This is a genomic window from Paenibacillus sp. EKM211P, assembly GCF_011066175.1.
Lineage (GTDB): Bacteria > Bacillota > Bacilli > Paenibacillales > Paenibacillaceae > Paenibacillus > Paenibacillus polymyxa.
The window spans coordinates 447,930-474,309 of record NZ_JAAMNS010000002.1 but is presented as its reverse complement, the minus strand read 5'-3'; the positions used below and the strand labels follow the sequence as shown (position 1 = coordinate 474,309).

The following is a 26,380-nucleotide window of genomic DNA, read 5'->3' as shown; positions in this document are numbered from 1 at the left end:
GTAGACATTGGAACAAGCCTCTTGGTTTGTCCGGTGAATGCTAGGGGGCATTTTTTTGTGAGTTTAGTTTGTGGCGGTTGGAGGGCTAGTTATTAGTTGCTGATCTTGAACAAAATAAAGGCTTATTCCTCCTAATAATATTAAGTGGAATAAGCCTTTAAGAATTTATTAAGTATTACTGGGTATCAAATGAAATTGATCAATGTGTCCCCTTTTTAATAAGTCATTTCCAGTTACTTCGAAAGCTTCTGTAACATAAGGATTATATGAATTTTCCCCTTCATGAGTTGAGTTTGTTATATGGTAACTCTTATGGAGAGAAAGGTGATTCGTTGCTTTATGTAGTGAGAAGTTGACCTATCTTTTAAAATATATTCTTTACTAAGAAAACTTTAGGGTTACATCATAAATTTAATTATTAGGAAATAGGTTATAGTTTAGAACAGGTCAATAATGGTAGTGTCTGACCATAATTAACCTGTTCGATGTTTATTTGGATGATGAAATTCAAACATTTAATGTGCATACAATCAATTGAAGAAATCTTTATAGAGTTTTTACATGGGTTATAAGAGCTATTGGTTTAATGATATTTCGGCAGTAGGTTCCCAAAATAAGAGTACCAACCTAATGTTAATCAACTTTTAAGTCTAAGATGTATTTTACTCTTGCTTTAGTAGAATCACTTGTTTCCCTGACTTTATACTCTTTTTTATCAATCAGCTTTTTACAAATTTGAATATCTTGTAACAGTTGTTCAACGTCATTGTTATCTACATTCTCCTCAAATTTGGTATTTTTCAGAAAATAATCCAGTTTTAAATATATAAAATCAGCAATTTCGTTGTGTTTCAGGCTTTCTATCGCAATAGAAACAAAATATAATGTTTTAGTGAACAGACTACTGTTTACAAATGTCCAATCTTCTTCCAGAGTTTTCGCCGAAACCTGTGCTACACTTAAACCTTCTTCAATATATTCTTCGAAGTCTAGCACTACAGAATTCTTTATTGATTCATAACTTGTCAAGTTCATATTATCAGTCCTCATTTCATATTTTTAGAATAAACATTTAACTGAATATTTGGAAACTTCCGTCTGAATTCCATAATTAAGTTTGTACAACTTTGGCAGGCATCTAGTTCTGTAAATAAATCTACTTGACCCTTGACATTAGGGTCTTTTATCTGGGAAGCAATATCTTCAAGAATCTTAGCCTCTGTGTCATTGAGTCGTGGAAACTCATCATCAACATAGGTCTCGAATGTTTTCTCTGCTTTGGTATAACTAAAATCTCCAATATTACTCCCCACACTTTCAGAGGAATGAATCTGACTGTGTGCTTGAAAATCTTTTTTAATACCGGGAATGCTCGTATCTGCTACTGCTACATTTCCGCTACTTAATTTTCTCAGTTTCCTATCAAGTTTATCTCTCTGGGTTTTTGAGAGACTTTTGTATTCGTTCGAATTTCTTATTATTTCTATTTCTTCGTTAAGATCATTTCTTATATTTTGAGTTTTTTCATATAACCTATTGATTACCTCATTAGGTAATCTCTTTTCGCCTAACCTTTTAGAACTCTTACCCGTGTACTCTCCTGATTCTAACGCATCAATCTGTTTTTGTCTCTCAGGCGAAATTTTTGCACCAGAACCTTTAGAATGTGGGATATCATGACCAGAATCATGAAACCGATAATGATCTCCAACAGTTGCGAAGATGGGTGACCTTTTAGTAATACGAATATTCATCTTTCTAGCTACACTTTGCAAGTAACTACCTAAGGATTCAAAATTATTAGGGAAACGAATGGCATTCGTTTTGAATTTTCCATCTCCAGCCTTGGCAAGGGCAGATTCAGCTTTTGCTGTATCTCCGAATAATCCCGGCGCGCCACCTTTTCCAGTATTCTTTTCTCCAGTTTCCTTGGCCCCTTTAGATAAGGAGACTTCTTCTTTACCCAGCTTTCCAAGATTTTTAAATAACTTTGCGCCGCCTTTAAGAACTGTATAAATGTCTGCTGCACGTTCCGCGGCTTTTATACTATCATATCCTGCATCATAACTTTCCTGTTTGGTATCGGTATAGGGGTTGGGGAAGAAGTTATCTAATTTTTTTACGAAAGGTTCTGTGATGCCGTCCCATATAAAGTTAGCATCTTTTTTTACTTCTTTCCCAACGTCTTTAAATCCCTGTCCTACACTGGACGAATTTTTAACAACTTCCACATACTTGATACCTTTCTCAGCGCCCAGTTCTAAGCCATGCTGAATACCTTCGAAAGTTTCATTACGTCTCAAGATTCCTTCTGGCAAGATAAAACGAAAAGCAAGAGGAACTGTTACAAGATCCGCTATGTCGACAAACGAATTCCACATGCCTTTTGCAAACTCCAAACCCGCATCCCATTCTCCCTTGAGGGTGGCGCCTACGTTTTCCTTGGCGCGTGCTCCCATTACGCCCTGAATTCCCTTTTCAGCGACTTGCTTCTCAAAGTCAGACAAGATCGGTTCTGGGTAATATTGATGGAGGGAAGCTTTAAGCTGGATTTCCGAACTCACGCTGTTAACTTCCTGCTCCAAATCAAGCGTATCCGTTGTTGTATTCAAATGTAAGCCGTTGGTTCCTTGCAGAAGAATGCTACCTGCCGAAAGACTAAGACTACCTGCGGCTTGAATTTGTACACGTTGGGTGCTGTTCAGGCTGACACCGTTATGGGTATTCATGGAGATGTATAGTGATCCTTCCTGTGCACTCATCACCAGCTCGGAGTTCCCTAAGGAAATTTCTTTTCCTTGGGGATTTGCAAAGGATTTGATTCCGGGATCAGAAGTTTTACGCTGGTGGCGTTCTGCTGGTGATTCGATCACGGTACCTTGAGCTGCGTGAGATGAAGGGACAGCAACACTAGATGGTTTCGTTCGGACCGATTGTATAACCATCGCATCGTCCTCGTCAGCGCTTGGAAAATACAACTTCACCTGCGCACCCTTTTCCGGAATCAGATACCACACCTGATTCCCTTCTGCAGAATAGGGAAACCACTGGGCATCCTTAGGATTCTGCTGATCGTCCATATCCAAATGCAATCGAACCTGATTCCGGCTGACCTCCAGTATTTTTCCTTCAATAGCCGCGCCAATGATTGTTCGATTATAGATTTTGGGGACCTTCAAGCCCCCAGTCAGGGCGCATTCATACGACCAAGTCATCAAGCCACGAATCAATTGACCCTCACGTTTGGTGATGACGTAAGTTTCGTGATTGCGTTCAACTTCATCTCCTAATTGCAGCATTTGATCCCACTCAAAGGTATAACGGGTGTAATCTCCGATGTTGGCAGATCTCCAGCCGTTCGCCTCCTGATCCAGATAGGGAGCAATCTTGCGTTGTAACGAAAAAGGAACCTCTTTCAAATGAATATGCTGCCTGGCTTGCGGGATTCCGATCCAAATTTGTGCATGGTGTGAAACGATATTGGGGACGAGCAGGGCTCCCACATGTGAAGCCAACCGTTTTAAAAAAGTCCAATCCGTCTCCTGATACTGCATGATAAACTGGCCTGTCGCTTTTTTCTCAAAAGCTTCATCAATCTTATCTGAACCTTTATAATCGGCCAGCACTGCATCTACAATCTCCACAAATTTTTGATTGATATGTTGAAAGGAACGATTTTTGAGCTGCGTATCCAATTTGAAGCTGTGAGAAATGACGTCGAGAGTTACCACGATTTCCTGGTGCGTGTGCTCCACATCTACGCAGTATAGTTGTCCTATGAATAATGGATGCTTCTGATCTTTGGCATCGGAATACCATAGCTCAACTGCGTCGTCGCTGCTCGCTTTGGCAATGATCGTGTCTGCCCGGTTGCCTTCCAAGACGCCCGTGATCTTCAGTCTGGCATGTTCTCCGAGCTCGTGACTCATATGGACATTACGAAGACGCAGCTTGCCATAGGGCCAGGTAACATGTAGATGCTGATAGGTAAAACGGTCTTTTGCTACGATGTTCATTCCTGAATCTCCTTGCTTGATAAAGTCAACTGTCTTGCCCGTCATCGATGATCGAGATGATGCCCCCACCACTAGGTCCTATCGCAGAAGAGAGGGTACCATCATCACTGGGGTCTATCATGAAATTGAACGTATTAGTCAGAACATCTTGGCAGCTACACATTAAGGTCGAATTGTTGAGTAGGGCGGGTGCCCCCTCGATCAATACGTCTTCTTTCCCACCGGTCCACTTGGACCCAAACGCAATCTCAGGTTCGCAAGGAAGACCATGCTTCAATTTACACAGACCAAAAGCATTGATTTTGCTAATATTGGCTCCACAAATGGCATCGTCCACGTTCAGAACGGGTTTATCTTTAATGAAGACACCATGGCTGTACATCATATTAAGCACACCAGGGTCTGTACCTTGACTGCACTGTAGCTTGGCTCCTCTCACCACATAGGAATGTTCTCCGCTGAGTGCACCTTGGGCCAAAGCTTTAATAAGTATAGGTAAAAACATATAAGTACCTCCTTGGATAAAAGGTATAGATTCAAGAAAGCTCCGACCATGTCGCAGTATGCAGCATGGCATAGGTTAACGGAACCCAGAGGGGACCATCCTCCAGCTTAAATTGGCAACTCCCGATCATAGCCTTGCCACGCCAGGAACGCACAAAGACAATCTGATAATAGGGAGAGGGGGAAACTAGAAAAATAGCTTCATAGCAGCCAATGATGGTATCTTGAATAGAAAGAATCTTTTCATCTACAAGCTTCATACTTGGTTGTGCGCGACTGGTTTGCTCAATCATCTGTTGTTGATAGACTTCTATTTGCGTAGGGTCCAGTTCTTGCCCGCTTTGGTGCAGACCGAACAGGATTCCGCCCAGCTTGTCCTGAACGACGAAGCTTCTCGATGGATCTACTGTCTGTCCAGTTCGAACTTCTGGAGCAAGAGAGTCAGGCAGGGAAATGGTGACTTGATTTTCAAAGACAGGAAGGGTTTGAAACCGAATTTCCTGATCATTCGTCAGCGTTAGTGAGCCTTTTAAAATTCCCTCTATCGCTTCTTCAATAGATATCATCATCCAGCTTTCATCGTTTTCCGCTGTACTTAATTGCTCTTTCAATATTTGCTGATGATGCAGTTTTAAAAAAAATTCATCCCAATGCTCCGTCAAGATTGAACCTCCTTATAAGAGTTCTAGCTTCTGTAGCCGAAAACCACTCAAACTCCGCCGAAGCAAGCTTTCAGCAGCCTCTAAGCTAACGATGAAATAAGGTTCCCTCACATTGGACAATCGGAAAAAATGGTGTCCATTCACCTTATGGCTATCTAGAACAAGTCGTTTTAGAGTTTGGTCGTGCGCATAAAATTCAGTCTGCTCTGAAATGCCATCCACAGAGGGGACGGAACAAATCCAATATAATTCCTGACGGCTAGGTTCCCGGTTCACGATATACACCTGCTTAAAACGAGCTTGTGTATTGTATAATTCTAGAATCCGTTTCATAGGATCGGAAAATAGCGGTTGTGAGGTTAAAAATGGTAGCCAGTCCGTATACTCCGCATCTTCTGTCGCATGAACATCTAAAACCTGAGCCGGAGGCATGCCAACAAATGGCGTTTTAAAAAGATTTAAATTCATCGGTTCAATGTTTCGGGATATACGATGATCATCGACCAGCACATAATAATGGCGCATACACATTCCTCCTTACTCCGTCCACACAATAGATTGAAGCTGTGCTTCGCTTAGTTTCCAATGCTGGTAGTACTTTTGCGGGACGAGGGTTCCTTGCATCGAAGCCCCCTCAAAATACGCATGTTCAAACGAATGTACATCCGTAAAATCTGCCCCATCCAGGATGGCATGTTCAAAATGAAGGCCACATAGACCTGGCACCCGAACTCCATGTTCTCGATAAGGTTGTCCGCTGGCATTACTGAAGTTAGCATCTCTCAAATCGCTATATCTAAAATCCGCGTCGGTCAGTAAGCATCCCTGAAAGCTAGCTCCTTCTATATTTGCTCCTTGCCAGCTGCTCCCGATTAATATACAGGTATGGAACTGGCTTTCCCGTAAGTCACTAAGGCTAAAATCGTTATAACGCAAATCTTTTTGCATCAGCTGAAGATGGGGAAGAGAGAGCCGCTTTAGATTTTCGTAAACAAAGGGTTCTTCTTCACTGGAGTGAATCAATTGCTCTCTCACATGATCTGCAAGAAGTGCTTCCTGATCTTCGACGTATAGATTCTCGCTGATATCCTTGTATTCGCCCGTTCGGATGACTACACGATCAGCTTTATGAATAGCGAGATACTCAGGCATTTGAACCACTTCTGCCATGCCTAAGCGCAGGAGGGAGTTCACAAACTGGTGAAACAAAGGAGCGGATTCCAACATCAATCGTTCAACGTCCACTGAAGTGATTGTCCCCATATATATTTTTCGTTCCTGCTCCAAGGCTTCCAACATGGTACTCATCGGTCCATAAGCCCATGATGCGTCATAGGTTAACTTGCAATCGGAATCATCTTCGTACCATTCAGCAGAATAAGCTTCGACCATATACAGGTAGGATTGCTCCAGCATCTGAGTGCGTAAGAACGAATAGTGAATATATCCAATGGGTTCTTTTTGACCTTGTTGCTGCATGTTCAAAATGTGTATACACAAATCCCTGAACGATTCTTTGAAGTCGGAGATCAATTGAGCTTGGTAGCGGTGAAATATGGCTTCCAGCCTGTCCAACTGAATGTCCAGCAAAGGTGTAAAATGATGCTCTTTAAAATGGTGTAATGCCGCTTGTTTATTCATCTGCTAGTTCTCACCTTCCGTTAGTTCATCTTAATTTCCGTGCCAGAGAAGGTGGTTTTGTCATCCAACGTGATCGTGTTGCCTTTACCAGACAGCTCAATTTTTCCGGCGGAAAGCTGGATGTTACCGGAACTCATAACAATATCCGAAGCCGCGCTAATACTCACATTTTTTCCGCTTACAATATCAATGCCTGTTTTATCGTTAATGACAATGGACATGCCATTGCCAGAAATAACGATTTGATCTGGGGCGAGCATGATTTCTTTGCCGTATTTGGTTCGCAGCGTCTTAATGGCAGGATCAGCCATTCGATCTGGCGCAGGAGCTGCCGCAGACAGTGCCGAAGAAGACTTTGATCCAGCAGACGAAACAGAGGCTGGGCCATGTCCAGAAGCAGCAGTAGATTTTCCCCCGGAAGGTTGTGGTTCTCTTTTAACCGAGCTGATCGCGTACCCTTCTTCTTCCTTATAACTGGGGAAATAGATGCGGATGCTGTCCCCCTCCTCAGGCATACAATACCAGCCCGTGTTATCCGCAGAGGCATAAATGGTAGAGTAGGGAAACCAGTAATCCGTGTTTGGATCTTGCTGATCGTCCATATCGAGCTGGGCACGTACTTTGTCCCGACGAACGCTCAGTACCTTGCCTTGAATAGAAGCGCCGATAATGGAGCGATTGTAGTCTTTAATCGGACGTAAGCCGCTTCGTGGTGACAGCTTGGCGGTATGGGTCAGTACTCCGTCCTTCATCTCTGTTAGCACTTCAGCTACGATCAGCTTATGACCTTGAAAGGTCACTTCGTAGCCAGGCTCCAGCAATTTCTCCGTCTCGACCTCATATTGGATAAAATCCGCATCACGCACGCCAGGGATATGGTTCTCTGAGGCGGTTTGAAACTCCGCGACCCGTTTGGTGACTTTATAATTCGTAGATTTAATTTCTCCTTTACTGAGTCCCATAGGTAGGCCAAAATAAAACTTTGGCACTCCATAGCCCACTGCAGGAATGAGCGGAGAGTAGAAGTGGGAAGCCATCCGTTTCAGAAATTGCCAATCGGTTTCATCATATTGCATGATAAAGGTACCAATGGGCTTCTTATGGGACACAACATCCATCGCTTCTGCTTTGGAGTAGTCCGATACAATACTTTCAATCAAACCCGTATAGGTGAGCTTGGGATTTTGGAAAGAGCGTTGATGGCGTTTAATATCTAACTCGTAGGTATGAGAGATGGCTTCGACGGTTAGGTAATGGACCCCGTGAACGACTTTTTCCTCCACATCCAAGGCAATGCCTCGAAAAAGAGGCTGCCGATTGCCATTTTTGTCCGTAACAAAAGCTTTGACCTGGGTTTCTTCATCCGAAGCACGTACATACAGCTCTCGCTTTTTCTCTGAGATGATGCCTGTACAGATCATTCGGGCATGGTCATTGACTGTTTTCAAGATTTTAAGTTCATGAAGGCGGACGAACTCATAAGGCATGATTTCGATATGACCGTATGTCACGATATTTTCCATAGGTGTCTCCTTCTGTAGTTGTGTTTAAAAAGAGGAATTATAAATCCAGCATATGTATTTATCGGTTAAAAGAGAGAGTTAGTTTACAGAATGACCCATTCATTATGGTATTTACTATGTGTAAATCTGGAATTAGAAGATATGAGAGGGAAGTATAAGATGGAAAAAAGCATATAATAGGTGGTAAGAAGAGTACAAAGAGTTATCTATAAAAGATCAGCTTTTAATGAGAGAGGAGGGTTTAGGTTATGCCAAAAAACGATAATATGCTGGCCATTCTATGGATGCTGAATTCGGGTGTAAAAATGACGGCAAAACAAATATCCGAAAAGTTAGAAATAAATATAAGGACAGTTTATCGGTATATTGACGCTCTATGTGCCAGTGGAGTACCAATAATATCCGACACGGGTCATCATGGCGGGTATAGCTTGCTGAATAATTTTATTAGAGCACCCTTACTATTTGATATGGAGGAAAAAAAGGCACTCCTTCATGCTGCTGTTTTTGCAAAAGAAGCTGGATCTCCTTTAAGTGAGGCATTAAGCAGTGCGACCTCAAAATTGAAAATGTATTCGAATCAAGAGCAAGAAAGTATACTTAGCCGTCATTTAGCCGGATTTGAAGTGATAAATCGCATAGGAGATCCTTCTCTTCAGCCGATATTGGCAGAATTGGAGCAGGCTGTAGCCAACCAATTCTCTGTCGAAATGGATTATCGCACGAGCCATGAAGAACAACCCAAGAATAGAGTGATAGACCCCTATGGAATGGTTTACTGGAACAACAAATGGTATACTGTTGCATTTTGTCACCTAAGAAATGAGATCCGTAGCTTTCGGGCAGAACGGATTTTACAGATCAAACGCACTCCAAGCCTATTTAAGCGTCCTGAGGCTTTTTCGGCTCGTGAATTTTTTATGCAAAATCTGTTACCTAATTTAGTGGGCAAGGACGGTTTAATTTCTTTAATGATCGAAGGCAAGTCAGAGGCATTGGATGACTTATGTCTGCATTGGTTTTTGGGGCATCATCTGAAAGAACGAACCGCTAACCAAGCCATCTTTTTGCTTGAGGAAAAATCACTTCATACATATGTCCCTTATTTACTCCTACCCTATGGGAAATCCATTCAAGTCATCGAACCACAGAGCTTGAAGGAAAAACTAGTTGCTGTTGCGTCGGAGTTAGTAGAATATTATCAGCGCTAAAAGCTTCACTGACAGCAGATGTCAGTGAAGCTTTTTTATAATGGGGATAATCACGGGTTACCGAGGTTGGTATCACTTGATAAATTATAAAATAAGGAGAACCTGTGAATGAATAGTACGGTATATCTTTATGTATTTGACACTATGGCAGACTGGGAGGTCGGTTACTTAACTGCCGAACTGAACTCGGGGAGATATTATAAAAAGGGGCTGGTCCCATCCAAAATAGTTACCGTGGGAATGGAGAAGACTCCTGTCACTACCATGGGTGGATTGAAAATCCTGCCTGACATCAAACTGGATGAGTGCAGTATTGAAAGCACGGATTTATTGATTTTACCCGGTGGAAATACATGGACAGAAACCATTCACCAACCGATCTTAAAAAGCGCTGAGAGGTGTTTAGAAGAAGGTATATGGGTTGCAGCGATTTGTGGTGCTACCATGGGACTTGCCCAGGCAGGACTGCTGAATTTACGTTCGCATACAAGCAATGATCTGGGATACCTTAAAATGATCTGTCCCACCTATACGGGCGAAAAGTATTACAAAATGGAGTCTGCTGTAACGGATGGAAAACTAATCACTGCATCTGGAATGGCTCCGTTGGAATTCTCCGTACACGTGTTGAAAGCTCTGGGTGTGTTTTCTTCTAAAACATTAGAAGCCTGGTATAGTCTTAATAAGACACGTGCTTCCAAACATTACTATGAATTGATGGATTCCATCCAATGAAGGTATAAGCATAAAACTGAACTGTTACGATCATTTAAAGGAGGAGTTAAAATGACTGAAAGCAGAGAATATGTGGGAGTGTCAGGTAAATATACAAAGAAGGGAGTACCCAACGGCTTTACATCTATTACCCCGTTTATTACCGTGAAGAATCCTTCCGAAGCAATAGAGTTTTATAAAGCGGTTTTCAATGCGAGGGTTAAGGATATTACTGAATTTCCTGATGAGAATGGCAATAAAATCATTGTTCATGCGGAATTAGATTTTGGAAATGGTTTTTTGCAACTGGGAGCAGCGAATCCGACATATCAATTGGTCTTGCCGCCAGATGAAGGAAATGCGTGTTATTCTTTCGGAATTTACGTAATGAATGTGGATCAGGTCATTGAAAATGCGGTAGCAAGAGGAGCGAAAGTAAGGGAACCCGTTACAAACTTTGTTTCAGGTGATCGATTCGCAAGTATATTGGATCCCTGTGGAGTAAGATGGTCTATTATGACCAGGATCGAGGATTTGTCAGAAGAAGAAAGCAGTCGTAGGGTTGCTGAATGGGCCAAAAGCTTTAGTGAAAAATAGATGCGATCAGTTTTTTGGTAAAATGTATTAAAAGTGACTATCTGCTGAAATGATGTAATAGAAATTCGGATGCCAAATAGTTGGCGGAAAATATGGCATCATTATCATCACATTAGGTCGTGGAGTGCGTACGTTTTAGAATTGAGTGATGTTCATTGTTACTGCATTGCACAATGGCAAATAATTTGGAAGATGTATGGGAAGACAGTAAAGAGGGGCGGCGTGCCCCTCTTATTTTCGTAATGCTGAGCATTTTTATCTATTTACAGAAAGTGTAGCACTTCATTTTCACAATTGAACATCACAAAAAAACTTTTTTCTCATTCAATGATCTTGCTATATTCGATAAAAGCTGAACTGTATTTCTTATCTCATCTTCCCTAGTGTCCGGGTGAATTGCGCAGATTCTGAGAACCGTTTTTCCATTGAGTTGTGTCGTAAGCACTGTGGCGTACCCGTTCGTCACCATTTCTTGGGAGATCCTTTTATTGAGTGAATCTAATTCCTGGTCGGATAGCCCAGGTGGTGCATATCGAAAATTAACAATCGCTAATTGCGCGGGGCATACAATTTCCCAATGATTATGTTTTTTGATTTCATCTTCAGCCCATTCTGCGAGTTGAACTCCATGCTCTATGGCTTCACCGACAGCATCAGTCCCCAAAGCTTGCAGTGTCACCCATAGTTTCAAACTTCGAGCAGGCCGGGTTAACTCTGGACCCAAATCCCAATAATTAATATGTTCTTCATCAGTCTCGGCATCCTTCAAATATTCTGGGCGTGTGCTGAAGCAGTTTTTGAGTTGCTGCTTATCTTTGGCTAAAACCACGCTACAGGAATAGGTCTGCATTAGCCATTTGTGTGCATCCCAGGTGATACTATCTGAACGCGATATCCCGCTCAAAAGAGACTTATATTTCGAAGAAGCCAAAATCGACGCACCGTAAGCTCCATCCACGTGTAACCAAATACTATGTTTTTCACATAGGTCAGCAATTTTGTTTAGCGGGTCAATGCTTCCTGTATTGGTTGTGCCTGCCGTGGCAATGACCGCAAAAGGTTTCATGCCAGCCGCCTGATCATCCATTATTTTTTTCTCTAAGGCTGAAACATCCATACGAAAATTTTTATCACTTGGAACCTTCCTGATTTGATCACTACGGAATCCGAGGATGCGTAGCCCTTTGGCGACCGATGAATGAGTTTGATCTGAAACATAAGCAGTTCCAATGGCATATTCCTGCTCGGATAGCCTTGCATTGCGGGCAGCCGCTAACGCGGTCAAATTTGACAGCGATCCGCCCGACAGAAATAAACCCCCGGCAGTATCTGGATATCCTGCTTGGTCACACATCCACCGGATCACTTCTCCCTCTAAAAGGCTTGCGCTCGAACTCTGCATCCAGCTTCCGGCGTGGGTATTATAAGCACAGGTCATGATATCTCCTAACCAAGAGTAAACAGACACGGGGCTAGGAACCATTGCGAAAAAACGAGGGTGTTGCATGAAGGCTTGATGAGGATAGACGTTTTTCCTCATTTCATCGACAACCTCTTTTACGGGTCTTCCTTTTTTGGGAAAGCCAATTTCCCTTAAATGAGCTATTGTATCCTCATCTGCAATGTTGATTACTTTTTGAGATCGAATGTTATTGTTTTCTGCCATGTATGAATGTATGAACTCCTCAATAATCTCACCTAATTGCTGATTTGGTTCTTGATTCATCATAAGCATCTCCTTTGTTTAACTTCAACCAAAGTATAATATAACATCTGTTGTCATTTTGTGATATTTACCGATTTCATCATTACGTTTATTTTTAGGCACTTCGCTATACGTAAAGTAATTTTCAAGGGCAAAGATGGCTGTAAAATCGCCGTTCAGTGCAAATGCTGGAAACGTGATGTTGGGAACCGATATAGTACTCCGACTCAAACCTGGTAAGCAGGCAGATACATAGTTGCTGTGTTGATTGGATGGTAACGACGTAATTTTACAAGGCAGCAAGGAGGCGGGGGAGCTTGATATAGGAGGGGGAACCTTAGTTATCTGAAAAGTATTAAAAAAAGAATGTATAGTACTTGTAAGAAAAGTGTTTGAAAACGCTTTGCCAGATGTTGCAAATGAGCTGCTTGAAAATTTGAAAAATGACTCCAATTAGTGCTCCAAATTCTTAAGGATTTTTATATCCAATGATTAAACTGGGAGTAAAAAAATACTGGTGGCCCTTAAAGATGTGTTAGGAGCCACCAGTAAAAACTATTTATGATATTGTTACATAATAAGAGCCATCTTTCGATACAGACCTTAATCTTGACTAAGAATTATTGTCCAATTTGTTCTAAGATTTGTGTGTAAGCATTCCTATAATGATCAGGGTTAGGATCTTCTCCTATGATCTTGGGTACGTCAAAGTCAGACAGCAGGAAATGGTGTTTGGGTTGAACTTCATGCCTTGCTAAGCAACTCTTGCAACAGGACAAGGGACAGCCGTCAATTGCAATGATGTCACGTCCCGATTTTGCTGTTCTGACAAGGGGTTTGACATCGCCACCAACACCAGCTATACAGGACATTTCAGCGACTTTTTCTCGATCCATTTGTATAGCGATCATGTTAGCGGTTTGTGCTGCGGAGGAACATCCAGAACAAGAATAGACAAGAGGTAAATCAGTTCTTTTCATCTTTGTACACTTCCTTGTTTTTTCTTTGTGATCGATCACGGTATCTTTGGTTTCAGCTGAAATAAATTTAAAATTGTTTATATTTTAACTTAAATTTACAGTCTAAACCGTGATCGTGATCACGACATTATTTTTGTAAAATCTGCTATAGGGCTAACTGTGTGTATGTAAATCAGCTAGATCTCTAATTATTCATCCATCTCCCAACGAAAATATGTAGATAGGTTTTTGTATGCCTTATTAATATCATCATCTGTGCATTTATTAATGATACGGTTTAATGTTGCTTCAAGTGTATTTTCATTAAAGTCCTTTGCTATAAAATGACCATGCCCGATAATAATATCACCTTGATCTGCCATTCTATCTAACCTTTTAGGACTTATTAGTTCAAATGAAAACATGTCTGATGCTCCATTTATTTCACTGGGTCCGATATCTACATTATAAGTAATATAGAAATCGTCTATATCTTCACCCCAATCCTCATACATCTTTGTTAAAGCCTTTATTATAAGCATTTAATTATTCTCCTATTCTCCTATTCTCCTATTCTCCTATTCTTCAATATCAATATGAACATTACTTATCTGCTTTGGTGCCTATGCTTTACCAGCACTGTATTCTTCGAACACTTTCTCTTGTAAGTCAAACACGTTAAGATGTGGAGGGATCTCAAGTCATTGTTTTAGGGGAAAGATAGGAGCGTGTTCTATACAAAACAAAACAACTCTCGCAGTGACTTCTTTGGCGCTATGTTTTTATTTTGGTAGAGTGTAAATAACATCAAATGGGTTCTTATCTTCAAAAAAATCGGTGTAGAGCTTTGCAATTTCGTTTGAATTCAAATCCTTATTATATCGCAATAATCTCCCTAATTTCACCAATACGTCAGCTTCTTTTGAGGTTACTATTTTCTTTTGTACTATATTTTCTGTATTTTTTGGGCTTACCCATGTCCAATCATTCATAGCCGCTTCAGTAAATGGATATCCAAAAGATAACGAACTGACATGAGCGTATTCTGAACACAGAGGATGAACAATTAATAAAAAGGCTGCAATTATTCCTGAACGATATCTTATCCTTTGTGCATTTTGAACCTCTTGAGCAAATGATTCTAGGTAATGAGGGATTTCTCCCCAATTAGAGCGTCCCATTGAAACTAGTATTTCAACGGCAAATTTATTATTTAATTTATTGGCCAATTGTAAGAATATCTGATTGTTTGTAGAGCCAGAGGCGGTAAATGCACCTAAACATCTTGCAGCTTCCTTAACGTTAGTCGCACCTTCTGATATAAGTTTCACATATTCGTCCAGTATCGTATTGTCGCTAACGAATTCTGGAGATTCGACGATTGTTTCGATTAAAAGTGCCTTTGTACTCTGTTCTTTAACCAGAGGAATCATACTAACAAGTTGAGCAAAATAGTCACCCTCTAATTCTTCTAAATTGCAATCATTCTTTAATAACTTTAGAGCAGCTACTATAACACTATCATCTTTATTTAAAGTAGCATTTGTTATTAGTTGTATAATTTTTCCGACCACAGATTTCTTCCTTTCAGGATTAGATTAAAAGGCTCATCCTCCTCATTGTTTCAGAATAAACCATTATATGGTTCTTCTATTTAACATTTGAACTACTCACTCTTAATAGCTCTTCTCCCAGATCCAAAATACTCTTGGAAAAAGTTGAAATCAAACAACTTCCCAAGAGATTTCATGTGTTTAGACTCTACTTTTTTTAAATTTGCTTGCTCTATGCTACTGCTATTCATGAAATCAAAAGGAACTGTCTCCTCAATATTAAATGTTAATGTTATTTTAGGCTTACTTTCAGTAACAATCATTAATGCTACGTAGCAATCCTCTAGGAAAGATAACTTCCCCCCGCATTTACATACAATATCACCGCTATCAATTGTATAGGGCTTGGGGATCTCTCGTCGTTCACCTTTATCCTCAATCCTCTAATGTTCTCACCAGCTTGTTCATACTACCAAACGGCATTAGGGCCAAGAGGAAAGTAAAAAGAACAAGTCAATCATGGTAGTATCTGACCATAATCGACTCGTTCGACTTAATTCAAAAATGTTATTTAGGATACTCTGATTTTACTTTTATCATATAATAAACAGGAAAAAGTTACGTTTTATATCCGCTATCTTTAAAAATATCTTCTTCTAAATAAGGATAATTCAGTAGCTCTAGATTTTTTTAGTGATATACCTGGTTTGATTTTCATCTAGATTATTATTGATAAATAAACACTGTTCTTAGTGAATTTCCCTCCCTTAGCCGTTTGAGTCTGTGTATGTAAACTCTGATGGGGAGGGATGGAAAGTTATTGTTTTTTTGGAATGGAAATCCATGTATACTAATAAAACAAGTTGGAATGAGCTTTTGTAAGTTTATCGAGTGCTTGAATCAGTTAGTGTTAAGTTTGTTGGTAAGCATTTAAATTTACTTTAATAACTTTTTTCTGCTTGAATTTGTTCAAACCATTCCATTGAAATATCATCTGCAGTTTTAACCGGATGATTAGTGTGTACTAATTCATAGTTGTAATTAGCTGTTAACTTGTTTAATTTAACATCATAAATTATTTTCATTTCTGTAGGCATCTCACGTCCGTGTTTTTTGCATAAATGAAAAATTTCCTCAATATCATTGTTTATTATTTTTATAACTCCACGTTGTCTTTCTACAGATACGTCATATACAAAAACGTCTTTTTCTGCACTACTTAATGCATCATTAAGTTTATGTCTCTCAACAACTTTGTTATTTATACGATAAAAAAAGTCGCTAGAAATCATTCCCTCTTCATATGAGCAATAAATATATATTTTATCTGCTCTATCATTAACATATTCCAAACAAATGGAAACCATATCAGCTTGTAGCTCGCTAAAAAAATCTTCAAATATTTTGGTCATATAAATCTCTCCTAGTTTAGGATACTTCTCTCTGTGAATTTTCCATCTATCTCATATTGTACATTAAATTTAGAAGGTCTCAAACTATCTCCTTCATATTCGATATCTACTTTAACTTTCACCTCTTTACCGTCTTTTAACGCCTTGGCCCATTGGTTTTCAATTTTTTTATATTGACTTAAGTTTACCTTTCTAGACTGAGAAACTAAATTGTCTAGCTCTGGCGAACCTCCGAATCTATCTCCAGCTAGATGACCTGCATGATCCCCGTCCTTTTTACCAGGTGTCTTGGGATTATGGTCAAGTCTGCTCTCTCTTTTTGTTAATTGTAAATTATCAGTCTCAAACTTATTTAACCTTCCTAATCCATCAGTTTCGTATGAATAATCATATTCGCCAGCTTTATATTTAATATTGGGTTTCAAGCTACCATTTTCGTCAAATGGTTTATCAATGGTCCCGTCTGGTTTTTGAGAATTAGGTTTATCAGGTCTCTCAGTTTTGGGCGGTTTCTCCTTAGGTTTGCTCGGCTTAGGAGGTGTTGAACCTTGCTTATTTTTTTCCTTAATCATTTTCCAAAGCTCAGCAGAATCTCCTCCTGCATTTGACGCCCCATGATAGGACATCACACCTCCATGATATATAAAACCAGCAGATGCAACGTTCACCAACACACCAGCCGGAGACAATACGACCGTTCCGTCAAGGAGAAAGCCACCAACCTCTCCCCCAGTACCAATCATCATCTCTCCAACCCCGGCTATAGTGCTGAATACATCTCCTATCACTTCACCTGTTTTACCTGCAATCGGGTGTTTTGGGTTGTAGTCAATATGATGTTTACCATGTGATACACTTCTTAAACCAGCTTGGTATGCTCCTTGAGTAGCATCCCATGCCATTTCACTGCTAATCCGGGCTCCTTCTAACTGTAGTTGTGCGTTCAGTAATTCAGCCTCACCTTGCTTCTCTAATGCTCGTTCCCACCATGACTGAGATTCCTCTTCTTGCTTTGGCTTTGCTTGTTGAGCCATATAGCTGTCATAATTGGCTCGCCAGCGTTGTCTAAGATCTACGGGAACCTGCTGATACGCATGAACCATGGCATTAGACTCTTTCAGCAGGTTTTGAACCAGCTCTAATGGGCCACCGGAATGTGCTATATGACGTGCACTCGTAAACACTTTCCCCAAAATCCATTTGCTATAATAGGCTTGTTTAGCTTTCTCATGCTCGTGTAGACTAATCAACCCTTGCATAGCCAAACCAGCCAAGTGTTTTAATGGGTGAACTTCGCTCCTCTTGCTACTGCCTCCAACGGAAGGGGTTCCTTTGCTCCGAACAGGGATTGCTGCGGTTGCTCTCAGAATCACACCCACCGCAGGTCCACCTAAAGCTCCCGCAACAACGCCAGCCACTTTTCCCATCACTGGGATGGAGCCTAACAGTTTTGATACTGTACCCAATAGAGCATCAGCCTGTTTTTGTGCCGCCGGAGTCGTAATCTTTGCAGTAGGTGCAGAAGCTGCGCTGCTGGATGATGTCTTAGCTGCTGATGGAGCTTGCGCCGCCTCGTATGCTTTGATGCTCATTAATGGTGGCTCAGGCACAGGAGGGAGGTCAGCTACGAAAACAGGTGCCTTCACCGTACCTTCCTGATAAATCACTGGAGCTTTGGTATCCGTCTCACCATCCAGCACTATGCTGCTGGCTCCGCCTTTTAGATACAGCGCCGTTCCAGCTTCAAGTGAAAGTTCCTGTCCAGCATCAAGCTTCACGTGACCACCCTGAATTTGCACATTCCCCGGACTGTCAATCGTAATGCCGTTACCTTCATGCAGTGTAATGGAAAATTCACCGGAGGTGGATAGGGTCAGATCATGCTCAGACATTTCGACGCCGCTACCTTGCACATGTTGCCATACCTTCACATTCGGCTTTCCATTTGCGTGGCGTTGTTGTCGGAGCGAATCCGTTACATAGGCATCCTGTTCGCGGTGGGTGGGCAGATACAATTCCACCTGTTCCCCGATCTCAGGCATATCGTACCAGCCACTATGTTCTTCCGCGACATAACGGGTGGAGATGGGAAACCAGCACGCTTTGGCAGGATCTTGCTTCGGGTCAATGTCCAGTTGAAGCTGTACAAAATCCTGCTGTACCTTGAGCACCGTTCCTGTCAGCGAAACTCCGGTGGCCTGATTGTTTTCATACCGGGCATTGCGGATATCTTGTTCGGCTTGAAGATCATAACGAGTGCGCAGTAAGCCATCTGCTAAGGTTGTCACGGCTCGAACCACGACCAGTTCTTTGCCTTGCCCGATAGGTAACGTGATGAGGTCGCCTAGTGCATAGTATTGCAGGCTTTCAATCATATAGGTGACATACGAGCCAGCACGTTTTCCCGGCTTTTCCGCATCCAACTCATGAAACGTTTTCCGTACTCGATAAAATACATCCCGCTCCACCTTATGCTGCTTGCCTTCAGGCATACCGAAGAAAACCTTGGGTGAGGCTGCGGTTACCTCTGGCACAAGTATGGAGCCGAAGCGAGAAGCGAGGCGTTTTAAAAACGTCCAATCGGTCTCATCATATTGTAAAACAAATGTCTCCAGTTTGGCATAGTGGCTTACCGTATCAATGGCATCTCCGTACTGATATTTTCGAACCAGTGTTGTGACCAGATCATCATAGGTGCGGTGAATATCTTGATAGGAGCGTCTTTTACGTTTAATATCCATCTGGTATGAATGGGAAGCGGCCTCCAGTTCAAACGTATACACGCCTCGCACACAGTGTATGGACATACGTGTAACAATCCCATGAAACAGCCTTCTTAGCGATTGTCCCTGATCATTTAACTGACGAATCACAAGGGGCTCTTGCTCCATATTTTGACCAATACAAGCGGTTCCCTGTTCTTCGGAGAGCATGCCACTGATATGTAAGTAGGCATGATCATTAATGGTGCGTGTTATTTGAAGTTGCTCGATGTGTAGTGGCTGAAAGGGACCATAAAAGCGTAGGCTTTCATATCCGATCCCATCTGATAATACGCTCAAGTGAGTTCATGACTCCTTTCTAGATGCGATGGGTATTTCCAAGTGAAGCACGTCATCTTGCATTTGCTTCTGAATTATCGAAGCTGCAGATGAGTACAACAGTGAGTCAAAATAGATATGTATTACAAGGTTTGTACGCTTTAAAGGGACGAGAGGTGATATTTAATAAACAACCCAGCATATGTATTTATCGGTTAAAAGAAGGATTTAGTTTACAGAATGACCCATTGGTTGGGGGATTTACTATGTTTATTTTTGGAAGTAGGAGGATAAGAGGGAAGTGTAATATGAGTTAATATGGAAATATGGTGCTAGGCCACATGCTTTGCCATTTCGATGCTTTTTCATGCTGCCTAATCAGATACTTAAAATCAAAATGATGCCCTATCCAAACGATCTAAATTTAAAAATAATGGAGTGATAGAATGATAAGAGGACTTGTACTTTTAACTGGTGGGAATATTGAAGATTACTTACCAGACTTATATGAGTGAAGTCATGCTGAAACCGAAAAAGAGCAGCATACTTGTAGACCCATAAACGAACTACCTCCATATAACAATTATAAAGAGAATGTATTGAAAAGACTCGAAAATGGGCAATTAATATATATCTTAGTTAGGATGCAAGGATATGCAAATGTATTACTTGAGTTATTTTTAAGCACAATGTTTGAACGTAAGGATTTAGAGTTGAATAAAATTTACGCGACGGTTGCAGCGTGTAATCAAGCATCCATAAAATTATTAGAAAAATCCATTTTAAGCTGGAAGGGACTTATCGAGAGCATGCTAGCTTAGCTGAAAAAGAAATAGAAGGAAATTGAACTATTATTTTTAAAATGGAACGAGTTAATTTCAAGTAAATCCGTTTCATCCTCTCGACAGACGTTGAGGCCGTAGTAAAGCTATGTCGAGTCGATATATAGAGGTGCTTAATTGTAGCTTCCTATGTCCTTTACGAGCTGGGGAAAAGTTTATAGAAATAAGGTATGGCACAACAAAATAAATGTTTCGATTTTTTTGGATTTAAAGTGGTTGGACACATCCGATGTATTTAACTGAAAATGTGAGTATTCAAGAGAGCGTCCTTAGTTTGGCGTTCTTTTCTTTACGCTACCTGTAAGAATTCCTCAAGCAATAAGGTTATTCCCTTCTGGGACGTGCAATCAACTTGCTGTGGTGCAATTACTTTAAATAAATACGGATGCAGGGAAGGTGAACCCCTTGGATAAATTTAAAGATCTAGAGAAATTGATTAAGCTTACAGGAGATCGCGCCAAGTTGGATGCGAAAGCGAACGATACCTATATTGTATATAAAACGCCGGATGGCCAAATTGTAAAAGAATACAACAATGGAGACATTGTTCATGTTGCGGATACGGATGTTCTCATGCATAAACATATACCAATGATGTATGTATTTGCGGGGAATAATGGAAGCGGTAAAAGTACGATTGAGAACCTGGTTGTTGACCGACTGGGAATTAGCGTAAATATTGATCCTGATGCGATATTGTGAACAGACTTGAATTCTCGGAATGGGAGGATAAGCATCATTACAAGCAAGCATTGGAGAATGAAGCTTTGTACTGGCAGGGCATGAAGGACGGAGCACAGTTTGTATATGTTGTATTAGAGATGATGCTTCATGATGAAAAAGAGAAAGAAGAATAGCCAATGGAGATTAGATGGTTATAGAGAACATTAAAAAAGATGCTGGGCACCTACCAACCTGGTCATACCCCTGTCAAGTAGACAGGGTATGACCAGGTTGGTAGGTGTTTTAATTTGTCTTACGTTATGGGACACAGGCTCAGGCTTTTTAGTTGAATTCGTCTTGATTGACTATGCTTGCAACTTACCCGCACGAATATCATCTGTCATGCCCGCGTAAGGTGCCTGGGCAATCAACTTCTCGTTGTTCACACCTGCATTTTCAATGAAAGTAATATATGCGAATTTAGGAACTACATGCTTCGGATAAGTCTCATACTTTTCACGCGATTCTTCCATTAGAGGGAAAATCATTTTGATAGCGTACTTTAATCTCTGGATGCTCATGCACCCATTTCGGAAAGAAAATAATACCATGCATGGTCAATGAAATGGCTGGATGGGTTCAGTATTGGAGAAGCTTCGCCGAAAGAATCATAAACTTTAAGTCGGTATAAGTCGATTAAATAATTAAGGGCTTATATATACACAAATTTCTATATTAGAACATACCTAGCAGTGAACTTAGGCCCAAGCGTAGAAGCTGTATCTAAAAATAGAATTCATTCCAGGAGGTAAGCTATGAATAAGAGAACAGGCTTTAGATTTTTAGTTGTAATTATGATGATTTATGTATTTACTTTTAATCTGGGTGTGGAAACTGTAAAGGCAAATTCCGTATATTATGTTTCTACAACGGGGAATGACATCACTGGAACCGGTACACTATCAAATCCATGGAAAACCATACAAAAGGCAGCAGATACCATGACAGCCGGAGATACCTGCATCATACGAGGTGGTACATACCGGGAAACAGTAACACTTCATACTTCCGGAACTTCTGCAAAACCCATAAACTTTGAGGCTTATACAGGAGAGAACGTAACGGTATCCGGTGCCGATCCGGTTACTGGCTGGAAAAATTACTCCGGATCCATCTATTATGCGGAAATGAGGGGTTCCCTTGGAACAAAAAATCAGATATTTGTTAATAAGCAAATGCAATTTGAAGCTAGATGGCCCAATTCATCAACACTTGATCCCTTAAATTCAACATATGCAACAGTTGATTCCGGTTCCACTACAACCATCAAGGATGGAAACTTAACTCAGGCACCTGGATACTGGGTTGGCAAAACGGTTTGGAGTGTTCCGGGAACAGGCTACAAATCTTATAAAAGTACCATTACCAGCTCAAGTGACGGCTCCATTACCTTTGATCAAATAGATACTGCAGCGACAGGCGGTAACAGCTATTATATTACTGGTAATCTTAAAGATCTTGACAGTGCGGGAGAATGGTATTATGACAGCATTACTGGCAGACTTTATTTATGGGCACCTGGTGGAGTTGATCCGAATACTTTGACAGTAGAAGCAAAGAAGCGGACTTATGCATTTGATTTAAGTTCCCACTCTTACATAAATATTACCGGAATTAATATCTTTGCCTCCAGCATTAAAATGTCTAATTCTAATTACTGTAAAGTTTCTAATATGATTGCGGAATATGTCAGTCATGATTCGGATGTTACCAGACAATACAGTACAGGGATATTTATGTCCGGTACCAATAATGAGCTTAGAGACAGTACTTTGACCTACAGTTCCGGTAATCTGGTGAGTATAGAGGGAACAGGAAATAAGGTAATTAATAATCTTATTCATGAAGCAAATTATTCGGCAGCGGATATTCCGGCAATCTATCTATTGGGGGCAAACCATCTAATCAGTCATAATACGGTATATAACGCTGGGCGTCATCTGATATTTATGCCTACCCAAAACAGCCAGATACAATATAATAATCTGTACAATGCAGGAAAGCTGACAAAAGACTGCGGAATACTCTATGAATTTGCCTGGGATGGGCAAGGGACGGTAATTCATCATAATTACATCCATGATAATCTGGCAAAGAATTATTCCGGCACTGGTATCTATCTGGATAACGGTAGCAAGGGCTATATTGTGCATCATAATGTTGTATGGGGAAACTATACAGGGATAAGATTGAATACACCCAGTAATTTTAACCTGATTTATAACAATACCACCTACAGTAACGGAAATGTAGGATATTGGGGAAGTAATTTTCAGTCAGATATGTATGGCGACAGAATTTTCAACAATATCTTTACTACAGCCTTTACACTGCCTGGTACTCATATAGAGGGAAATAATATTACCTCAGAAACCAATCCGTTATTTGTGAATCCCACAGCATATGATTTCAGGTTGCAGTCTACTTCTCCAGCTATTAATGCAGGGGCTGTAATATCTGGAATCACGAATGATTATGTTGGTGCGGCACCGGATATTGGAGCATATGAGTTCGGTGGAACTGACTGGACTGCCGGGCATGATTTTTCTTCACCTCCGGACCCGGTTTTTGAGAGTGTCAGCTTACTTTATGTTAATAACGTAAGGCAATCTGATTTCGAGAAAGGGATAATCTCACCATGGGAAGCAACATATTCAGATACTGCTGCAAGTGTATCGGTACCAAGAAGCGGCTCTAAGAGTGTTAAATTGGGACCCGGAGAAGATGGTATCGAGCAGGTACTTACGGGGCTAAGTCCTAATACCAGCTATATGTGTACCGCTTGGGTTAAGGCAGACATAGGCGAGCGGATTCAGATTGGCGTTAATGGCTTTGAAGGAACGGATGCATCCGAAACATCTGACAGTACATCCTGGACAATGGTAAACATTCCTTTTACAACCGGAGCAGGTGCTACCAGGGCAACAGTGTATGCTTACAAGAATCCTGGTACAGGATATGTTTATGTGGATGATTTTGGGGTAGTTGAGCAATAAATTATTTTACTGGTTTTATGTTTGACAGGATTGTCAGAAAGTCAGAAAAACCAAGACTGCCTTGGGGCAGATGGATCAGGAGGGACACTTTCAGTAGAAAATAAAAAAAGAAAGACATAAAGACTCCGATCTAAAAACGATAGATTTTCCGCCAAGGGGCGATCAGGCCTTAGGGTCATCATTTTTGTACACTCAAGGCATGTGGAGTGCGTGGTAGTGATATATCGAGATCAGAAGCATTGATGTACCGGTGATTAAGGGCAATTTGAATATGTTCCTGCATTCAAAAAAGTGCTTTAGAGTTGAGTGCGGGAATATATTTTATTTACATACATAAGGCACATGTGTAAGCTGTTTGTTCCTTGATTTATAAGGGGTTTGAGTGATTCCAGCAAATATGCACTGAGCAGTAAAGTATATTGTGGATGCTGTGGAGTCATTTTTAAACGCCGAACCTGGAACAGCAATAATCCATCCAAAAAAGTAGTATGGCAATGCAAAACGTATGTCAATGAAGGTAAAGCAGTTTGTGATGCCAAATCGGTTGATGAACAAATTTTACATTCTGCGTTTGTACGAGTATTTAATCGGATGTATGAGAACAAGAAAGAATTCATTAAAACGCTGGAGGGCAATATTGAATCGGTACTTTCCAGCAAAGTAGAACGAGACCCCTTAGTTGAAATTGGAGGACATATGCAACAATTGAAATCCGACCTGAAGGAATTGGTAAATCTCAAGTTGCGGAATCAGATTGATGAAATTGTTTATGATGAAGAAACGAACAGACTTTCCAGTGAGCTCAACGAGCTACGGCAACAGATGCTGACACTAGAGCAGGAGAAAGAGCAGCAAGCAAAAATTAAGGAACGTGTGGATGAAATTATTCAAGTACTAAGCTTACGGGAAGATATACTGGAACAATTTGATGATAGCCTGTTTAATGCGTTGGTGGAGAAGATAACCATTCTCTCACCAGCGCATTTTGTTTTTACCTTGGAAAGTGGAATGAGCATAGATGAAATATTGGACTAATAGAATCATAGGCTAAAGTGATCAAAAGCTAACGAGTAACTGTGGGTTGTATGATGGGAAGGATCAATCGAATCCCGACTTTAACTCCTTTCATATAGGTAGATTGTTTGTCCTGACTTAGTTGATAGCCTACTGCTTCTTCCCATTCCGATAGCAGACGTTGAATATCTTCGTTTTGGTTGGTTTTGAATTCATCCATTTGAGTGAATAGATTTTTGTCCTCAGATAAACATGAAGCCTGTCGTTCACTGGCTAGTTCAAATTGATAAAAACGTTGGCGTAATGCTTCTTGAAACCAATCTGGCCAATTTGACATTGTGTATTTTCCCTCCCGTGGTTTGAGTGTGTGTATGTTAACTCTGATGGGGAGGGATGGCAAGTCATTATATTGTGTGGAGGGATGTTGAATTATCTTTAAAAATATATTTTGCATTTGGATTTGTAAGTAGATTTAATTATTGAAAAAATACCCTATTTAAGTAATAAGGATAACAAAAAACAGGTCAATCATGGTGGCATCTGACCATAATCGACCTGTCAATGTAACGGAAAACCGTTATTTAGGTGATGAAATTCTAGCATTTATGTGTGCGTACAAACTAAATGACGAAATCTTTATACACGTATTATATGGGTTAAATGTGTTATTGATCGAATGATGGGTTCATTCGGCACTGGGTGGTGTCTACCTCATCAACAAACCTCAATAGGATAAAAGACCACAATACGGGTGGCTATCTCGTATTGTGGCAATGTTGGTTGTATTGTACGATCTTGTTGTTGGAGTTCTAAATTAGTTTACACAATATCGTGCAGCCCTCCACTAATCGCCATACCCAACCACTATTCTTCAATACCATATTTGGATTTAATTCTTAATAAATATTCGTTTATCTCATCTTTTTTATCTGAGTTCTTTTCAATATAGAAATTACACGCTACCTGCAAATAATCATATAGTTCTTTATAACTGACAATATCATAATTATCATCTACTCCATAATAAAACAAAACCCTATTCTCGCCAAAATAACCTTCATCCCCAACATCGTATTCATCTGAATAGATTACTCCCATATAATCTCGTCTCTCAATATACTCGTTTAAAAAACCCTCTAATACCTTAACAATATCATGTTCCAACACAAAATCACCAAGAACATCAATGACTGAGCCTTTTTCAAATCCTTTTTCTTCATACATGAGAATCAACTTATTTTTATCATTGTAAACAGTGTTCATCATG

General features: G+C 40.5%; 22 protein-coding genes and 1 pseudogene. 7 read left to right on the top strand and 16 right to left on the bottom strand.

Annotation, left to right across the window (positions count from 1 at the left end):
• Positions 1-633: 633 nt before the first annotated feature.
• From G9G57_RS05155 to G9G57_RS05125, 7 genes are read right to left on the bottom strand one after another with little or no spacing between them, the layout of a single operon-like run.
• Positions 634-1,035: a hypothetical protein gene (locus G9G57_RS05155; protein ID WP_164964601.1), complete on the bottom strand. Its 402-nt coding sequence runs from the start codon at positions 1,033-1,035 to the stop codon at positions 634-636.
• 11 nt (positions 1,036-1,046) lie between these two features.
• Entirely contained in the window at positions 1,047-4,016 is a 2,970-nt protein-coding gene (locus G9G57_RS05150) for a deaminase domain-containing protein (RefSeq protein WP_164964600.1), read from the bottom strand.
• Positions 4,017-4,041: 25 nt separating this feature from the next.
• Positions 4,042-4,521 carry a DUF4280 domain-containing protein gene (locus G9G57_RS05145; RefSeq protein WP_013372465.1) on the bottom strand — a complete coding sequence of 160 codons (480 nt, stop codon included), beginning with the start codon at positions 4,519-4,521 and terminating at the stop codon, positions 4,042-4,044.
• Positions 4,522-4,552: 31 nt separating this feature from the next.
• The gene (locus G9G57_RS05140; RefSeq protein ID WP_164964599.1) at positions 4,553-5,182 is read right to left on the bottom strand and encodes a hypothetical protein; all 630 of its coding nucleotides are present in this window, start codon (positions 5,180-5,182) and stop codon (positions 4,553-4,555) included.
• Between the two features lie 12 nt (positions 5,183-5,194).
• Positions 5,195-5,707 carry an imm11 family protein gene (locus G9G57_RS05135; RefSeq protein ID WP_025676071.1) on the bottom strand — a complete coding sequence of 171 codons (513 nt, stop codon included), beginning with the start codon at positions 5,705-5,707 and terminating at the stop codon, positions 5,195-5,197.
• Between the two features lie 12 nt (positions 5,708-5,719).
• A complete protein-coding gene (locus tag G9G57_RS05130; RefSeq protein WP_164964598.1) occupies positions 5,720-6,823 on the bottom strand; it encodes a pentapeptide repeat-containing protein in 1,104 nt (367 codons plus the stop codon).
• Between the two features lie 20 nt (positions 6,824-6,843).
• Entirely contained in the window at positions 6,844-8,346 is a 1,503-nt protein-coding gene (locus G9G57_RS05125) for a hypothetical protein (RefSeq protein ID WP_164964597.1), read from the bottom strand.
• Positions 8,347-8,594: 248 nt separating this feature from the next.
• On the opposite strand from G9G57_RS05125, the gene G9G57_RS05120 reads away from it, so the two are divergent.
• The 3 genes from G9G57_RS05120 to G9G57_RS05110 all read left to right on the top strand — a co-directional run bounded on the left by G9G57_RS05120 (position 8,595) and on the right by G9G57_RS05110 (position 10,868).
• Complete coding sequence (locus G9G57_RS05120; protein WP_164964596.1) at positions 8,595-9,557, top strand: helix-turn-helix transcriptional regulator; 963 nt, start codon at positions 8,595-8,597, stop codon at positions 9,555-9,557.
• 108 nt (positions 9,558-9,665) lie between these two features.
• Positions 9,666-10,292, top strand: a complete 627-nt coding sequence (locus G9G57_RS05115) for a type 1 glutamine amidotransferase family protein (protein WP_164964595.1) — start codon at positions 9,666-9,668, stop codon at positions 10,290-10,292.
• A gap of 51 nt (positions 10,293-10,343) precedes the next feature.
• On the top strand, positions 10,344-10,868 hold the full coding sequence (locus G9G57_RS05110; protein WP_040103148.1) for a VOC family protein: 525 nt from the start codon (positions 10,344-10,346) through the stop codon (positions 10,866-10,868).
• 301 nt (positions 10,869-11,169) lie between these two features.
• Here G9G57_RS05110 and G9G57_RS05105 read toward each other — a convergent pair whose 3' ends face one another.
• The 6 genes from G9G57_RS05105 to G9G57_RS05080 form a co-directional block, all read right to left on the bottom strand.
• Positions 11,170-12,597 (bottom strand): pyridoxal phosphate-dependent decarboxylase family protein, encoded by a 1,428-nt coding sequence (locus G9G57_RS05105; RefSeq protein ID WP_164964594.1) that lies wholly within the window; start codon positions 12,595-12,597, stop codon positions 11,170-11,172.
• Positions 12,598-13,193: 596 nt separating this feature from the next.
• Positions 13,194-13,553, bottom strand: a complete 360-nt coding sequence (locus G9G57_RS05100) for a putative zinc-binding protein (protein WP_013311396.1) — start codon at positions 13,551-13,553, stop codon at positions 13,194-13,196.
• A gap of 188 nt (positions 13,554-13,741) precedes the next feature.
• The gene (locus G9G57_RS05095; protein WP_164964593.1) at positions 13,742-14,074 is read right to left on the bottom strand and encodes an Imm8 family immunity protein; all 333 of its coding nucleotides are present in this window, start codon (positions 14,072-14,074) and stop codon (positions 13,742-13,744) included.
• 240 nt (positions 14,075-14,314) lie between these two features.
• A complete protein-coding gene (locus tag G9G57_RS05090; protein ID WP_164964592.1) occupies positions 14,315-15,106 on the bottom strand; it encodes a hypothetical protein in 792 nt (263 codons plus the stop codon).
• A gap of 920 nt (positions 15,107-16,026) precedes the next feature.
• Positions 16,027-16,497 (bottom strand): DUF600 domain-containing protein, encoded by a 471-nt coding sequence (locus G9G57_RS05085; protein WP_164964591.1) that lies wholly within the window; start codon positions 16,495-16,497, stop codon positions 16,027-16,029.
• Positions 16,498-16,508: 11 nt separating this feature from the next.
• The gene (locus G9G57_RS05080) at positions 16,509-19,559 is read right to left on the bottom strand and encodes a DNA/RNA non-specific endonuclease (protein WP_238799256.1); all 3,051 of its coding nucleotides are present in this window, start codon (positions 19,557-19,559) and stop codon (positions 16,509-16,511) included.
• Positions 19,560-20,785: 1,226 nt separating this feature from the next.
• On the opposite strand from G9G57_RS05080, the gene G9G57_RS25770 reads away from it, so the two are divergent.
• Together G9G57_RS25770 and G9G57_RS05070 are read left to right on the top strand one after the other, a co-directional pair.
• Positions 20,786-21,082 (top strand): hypothetical protein, encoded by a 297-nt coding sequence (locus G9G57_RS25770; protein WP_164964472.1) that lies wholly within the window; start codon positions 20,786-20,788, stop codon positions 21,080-21,082.
• The gene (locus G9G57_RS05070) at positions 21,079-21,237 is read left to right on the top strand and encodes a hypothetical protein (RefSeq protein WP_164964590.1); all 159 of its coding nucleotides are present in this window, start codon (positions 21,079-21,081) and stop codon (positions 21,235-21,237) included. Before G9G57_RS25770 ends, G9G57_RS05070 begins: the two co-directional genes overlap by 4 nt.
• A 171-nt stretch (positions 21,238-21,408) precedes the next feature.
• Here the strand turns inward: G9G57_RS05070 and G9G57_RS05065 are convergent.
• Positions 21,409-21,658, bottom strand: a pseudogene (locus G9G57_RS05065) (phenolic acid decarboxylase); the annotation flags it as partial.
• A 200-nt stretch (positions 21,659-21,858) separates the two neighbouring features.
• Here G9G57_RS05065 and G9G57_RS05060 point away from each other — a divergent pair.
• Together G9G57_RS05060 and G9G57_RS05055 are read left to right on the top strand one after the other, a co-directional pair.
• Positions 21,859-24,099 carry a right-handed parallel beta-helix repeat-containing protein gene (locus G9G57_RS05060; protein WP_164964589.1) on the top strand — a complete coding sequence of 747 codons (2,241 nt, stop codon included), beginning with the start codon at positions 21,859-21,861 and terminating at the stop codon, positions 24,097-24,099.
• A 378-nt stretch (positions 24,100-24,477) separates the two neighbouring features.
• Positions 24,478-25,134 carry a zinc ribbon domain-containing protein gene (locus G9G57_RS05055; protein ID WP_238799255.1) on the top strand — a complete coding sequence of 219 codons (657 nt, stop codon included), beginning with the start codon at positions 24,478-24,480 and terminating at the stop codon, positions 25,132-25,134.
• A gap of 28 nt (positions 25,135-25,162) precedes the next feature.
• Here the strand turns inward: G9G57_RS05055 and G9G57_RS25625 are convergent, their stop codons facing one another.
• Both G9G57_RS25625 and cdiI read right to left on the bottom strand, forming a co-directional pair.
• Positions 25,163-25,450 (bottom strand): hypothetical protein, encoded by a 288-nt coding sequence (locus G9G57_RS25625; protein ID WP_017426819.1) that lies wholly within the window; start codon positions 25,448-25,450, stop codon positions 25,163-25,165.
• Positions 25,451-25,977: 527 nt separating this feature from the next.
• Entirely contained in the window at positions 25,978-26,379 is a 402-nt protein-coding gene (cdiI, locus tag G9G57_RS05045; protein WP_225683681.1) for a ribonuclease toxin immunity protein CdiI, read from the bottom strand.
• Position 26,380 lies beyond the last annotated feature (1 nt).

What these genes read in the sequence shown, in the direction of transcription:
- G9G57_RS05150 (WP_164964600.1), bottom strand. Translation starts at nt 4,016, where the DNA reads ATGAACATCGTAGCAAAAGACCGTTTTACCTATCAGCATCTACATGTT.
- G9G57_RS05085 (WP_164964591.1), bottom strand. Translation starts at nt 16,497, where the DNA reads ATGACCAAAATATTTGAAGATTTTTTTAGCGAGCTACAAGCTGATATG.
- G9G57_RS05145 (WP_013372465.1), bottom strand. Translation starts at nt 4,521, where the DNA reads ATGTTTTTACCTATACTTATTAAAGCTTTGGCCCAAGGTGCACTCAGC.
- G9G57_RS05105 (WP_164964594.1), bottom strand. Translation starts at nt 12,597, where the DNA reads ATGATGAATCAAGAACCAAATCAGCAATTAGGTGAGATTATTGAGGAG.
- G9G57_RS05135 (WP_025676071.1), bottom strand. Translation starts at nt 5,707, where the DNA reads ATGCGCCATTATTATGTGCTGGTCGATGATCATCGTATATCCCGAAAC.
- G9G57_RS05120 (WP_164964596.1), top strand. Translation starts at nt 8,595, where the DNA reads ATGCCAAAAAACGATAATATGCTGGCCATTCTATGGATGCTGAATTCG.
- G9G57_RS05115 (WP_164964595.1), top strand. Translation starts at nt 9,666, where the DNA reads ATGAATAGTACGGTATATCTTTATGTATTTGACACTATGGCAGACTGG.
- cdiI (WP_225683681.1), bottom strand. Translation starts at nt 26,379, where the DNA reads ATGATGAACACTGTTTACAATGATAAAAATAAGTTGATTCTCATGTAT.
- G9G57_RS25625 (WP_017426819.1), bottom strand. Translation starts at nt 25,450, where the DNA reads ATGTCAAATTGGCCAGATTGGTTTCAAGAAGCATTACGCCAACGTTTT.
- G9G57_RS05130 (WP_164964598.1), bottom strand. Translation starts at nt 6,823, where the DNA reads ATGAATAAACAAGCGGCATTACACCATTTTAAAGAGCATCATTTTACA.
- G9G57_RS05100 (WP_013311396.1), bottom strand. Translation starts at nt 13,553, where the DNA reads ATGAAAAGAACTGATTTACCTCTTGTCTATTCTTGTTCTGGATGTTCC.
- G9G57_RS05095 (WP_164964593.1), bottom strand. Translation starts at nt 14,074, where the DNA reads ATGCTTATAATAAAGGCTTTAACAAAGATGTATGAGGATTGGGGTGAA.
- G9G57_RS05125 (WP_164964597.1), bottom strand. Translation starts at nt 8,346, where the DNA reads ATGGAAAATATCGTGACATACGGTCATATCGAAATCATGCCTTATGAG.
- G9G57_RS05110 (WP_040103148.1), top strand. Translation starts at nt 10,344, where the DNA reads ATGACTGAAAGCAGAGAATATGTGGGAGTGTCAGGTAAATATACAAAG.
- G9G57_RS05155 (WP_164964601.1), bottom strand. Translation starts at nt 1,035, where the DNA reads ATGAACTTGACAAGTTATGAATCAATAAAGAATTCTGTAGTGCTAGAC.
- G9G57_RS05060 (WP_164964589.1), top strand. Translation starts at nt 21,859, where the DNA reads ATGAATAAGAGAACAGGCTTTAGATTTTTAGTTGTAATTATGATGATT.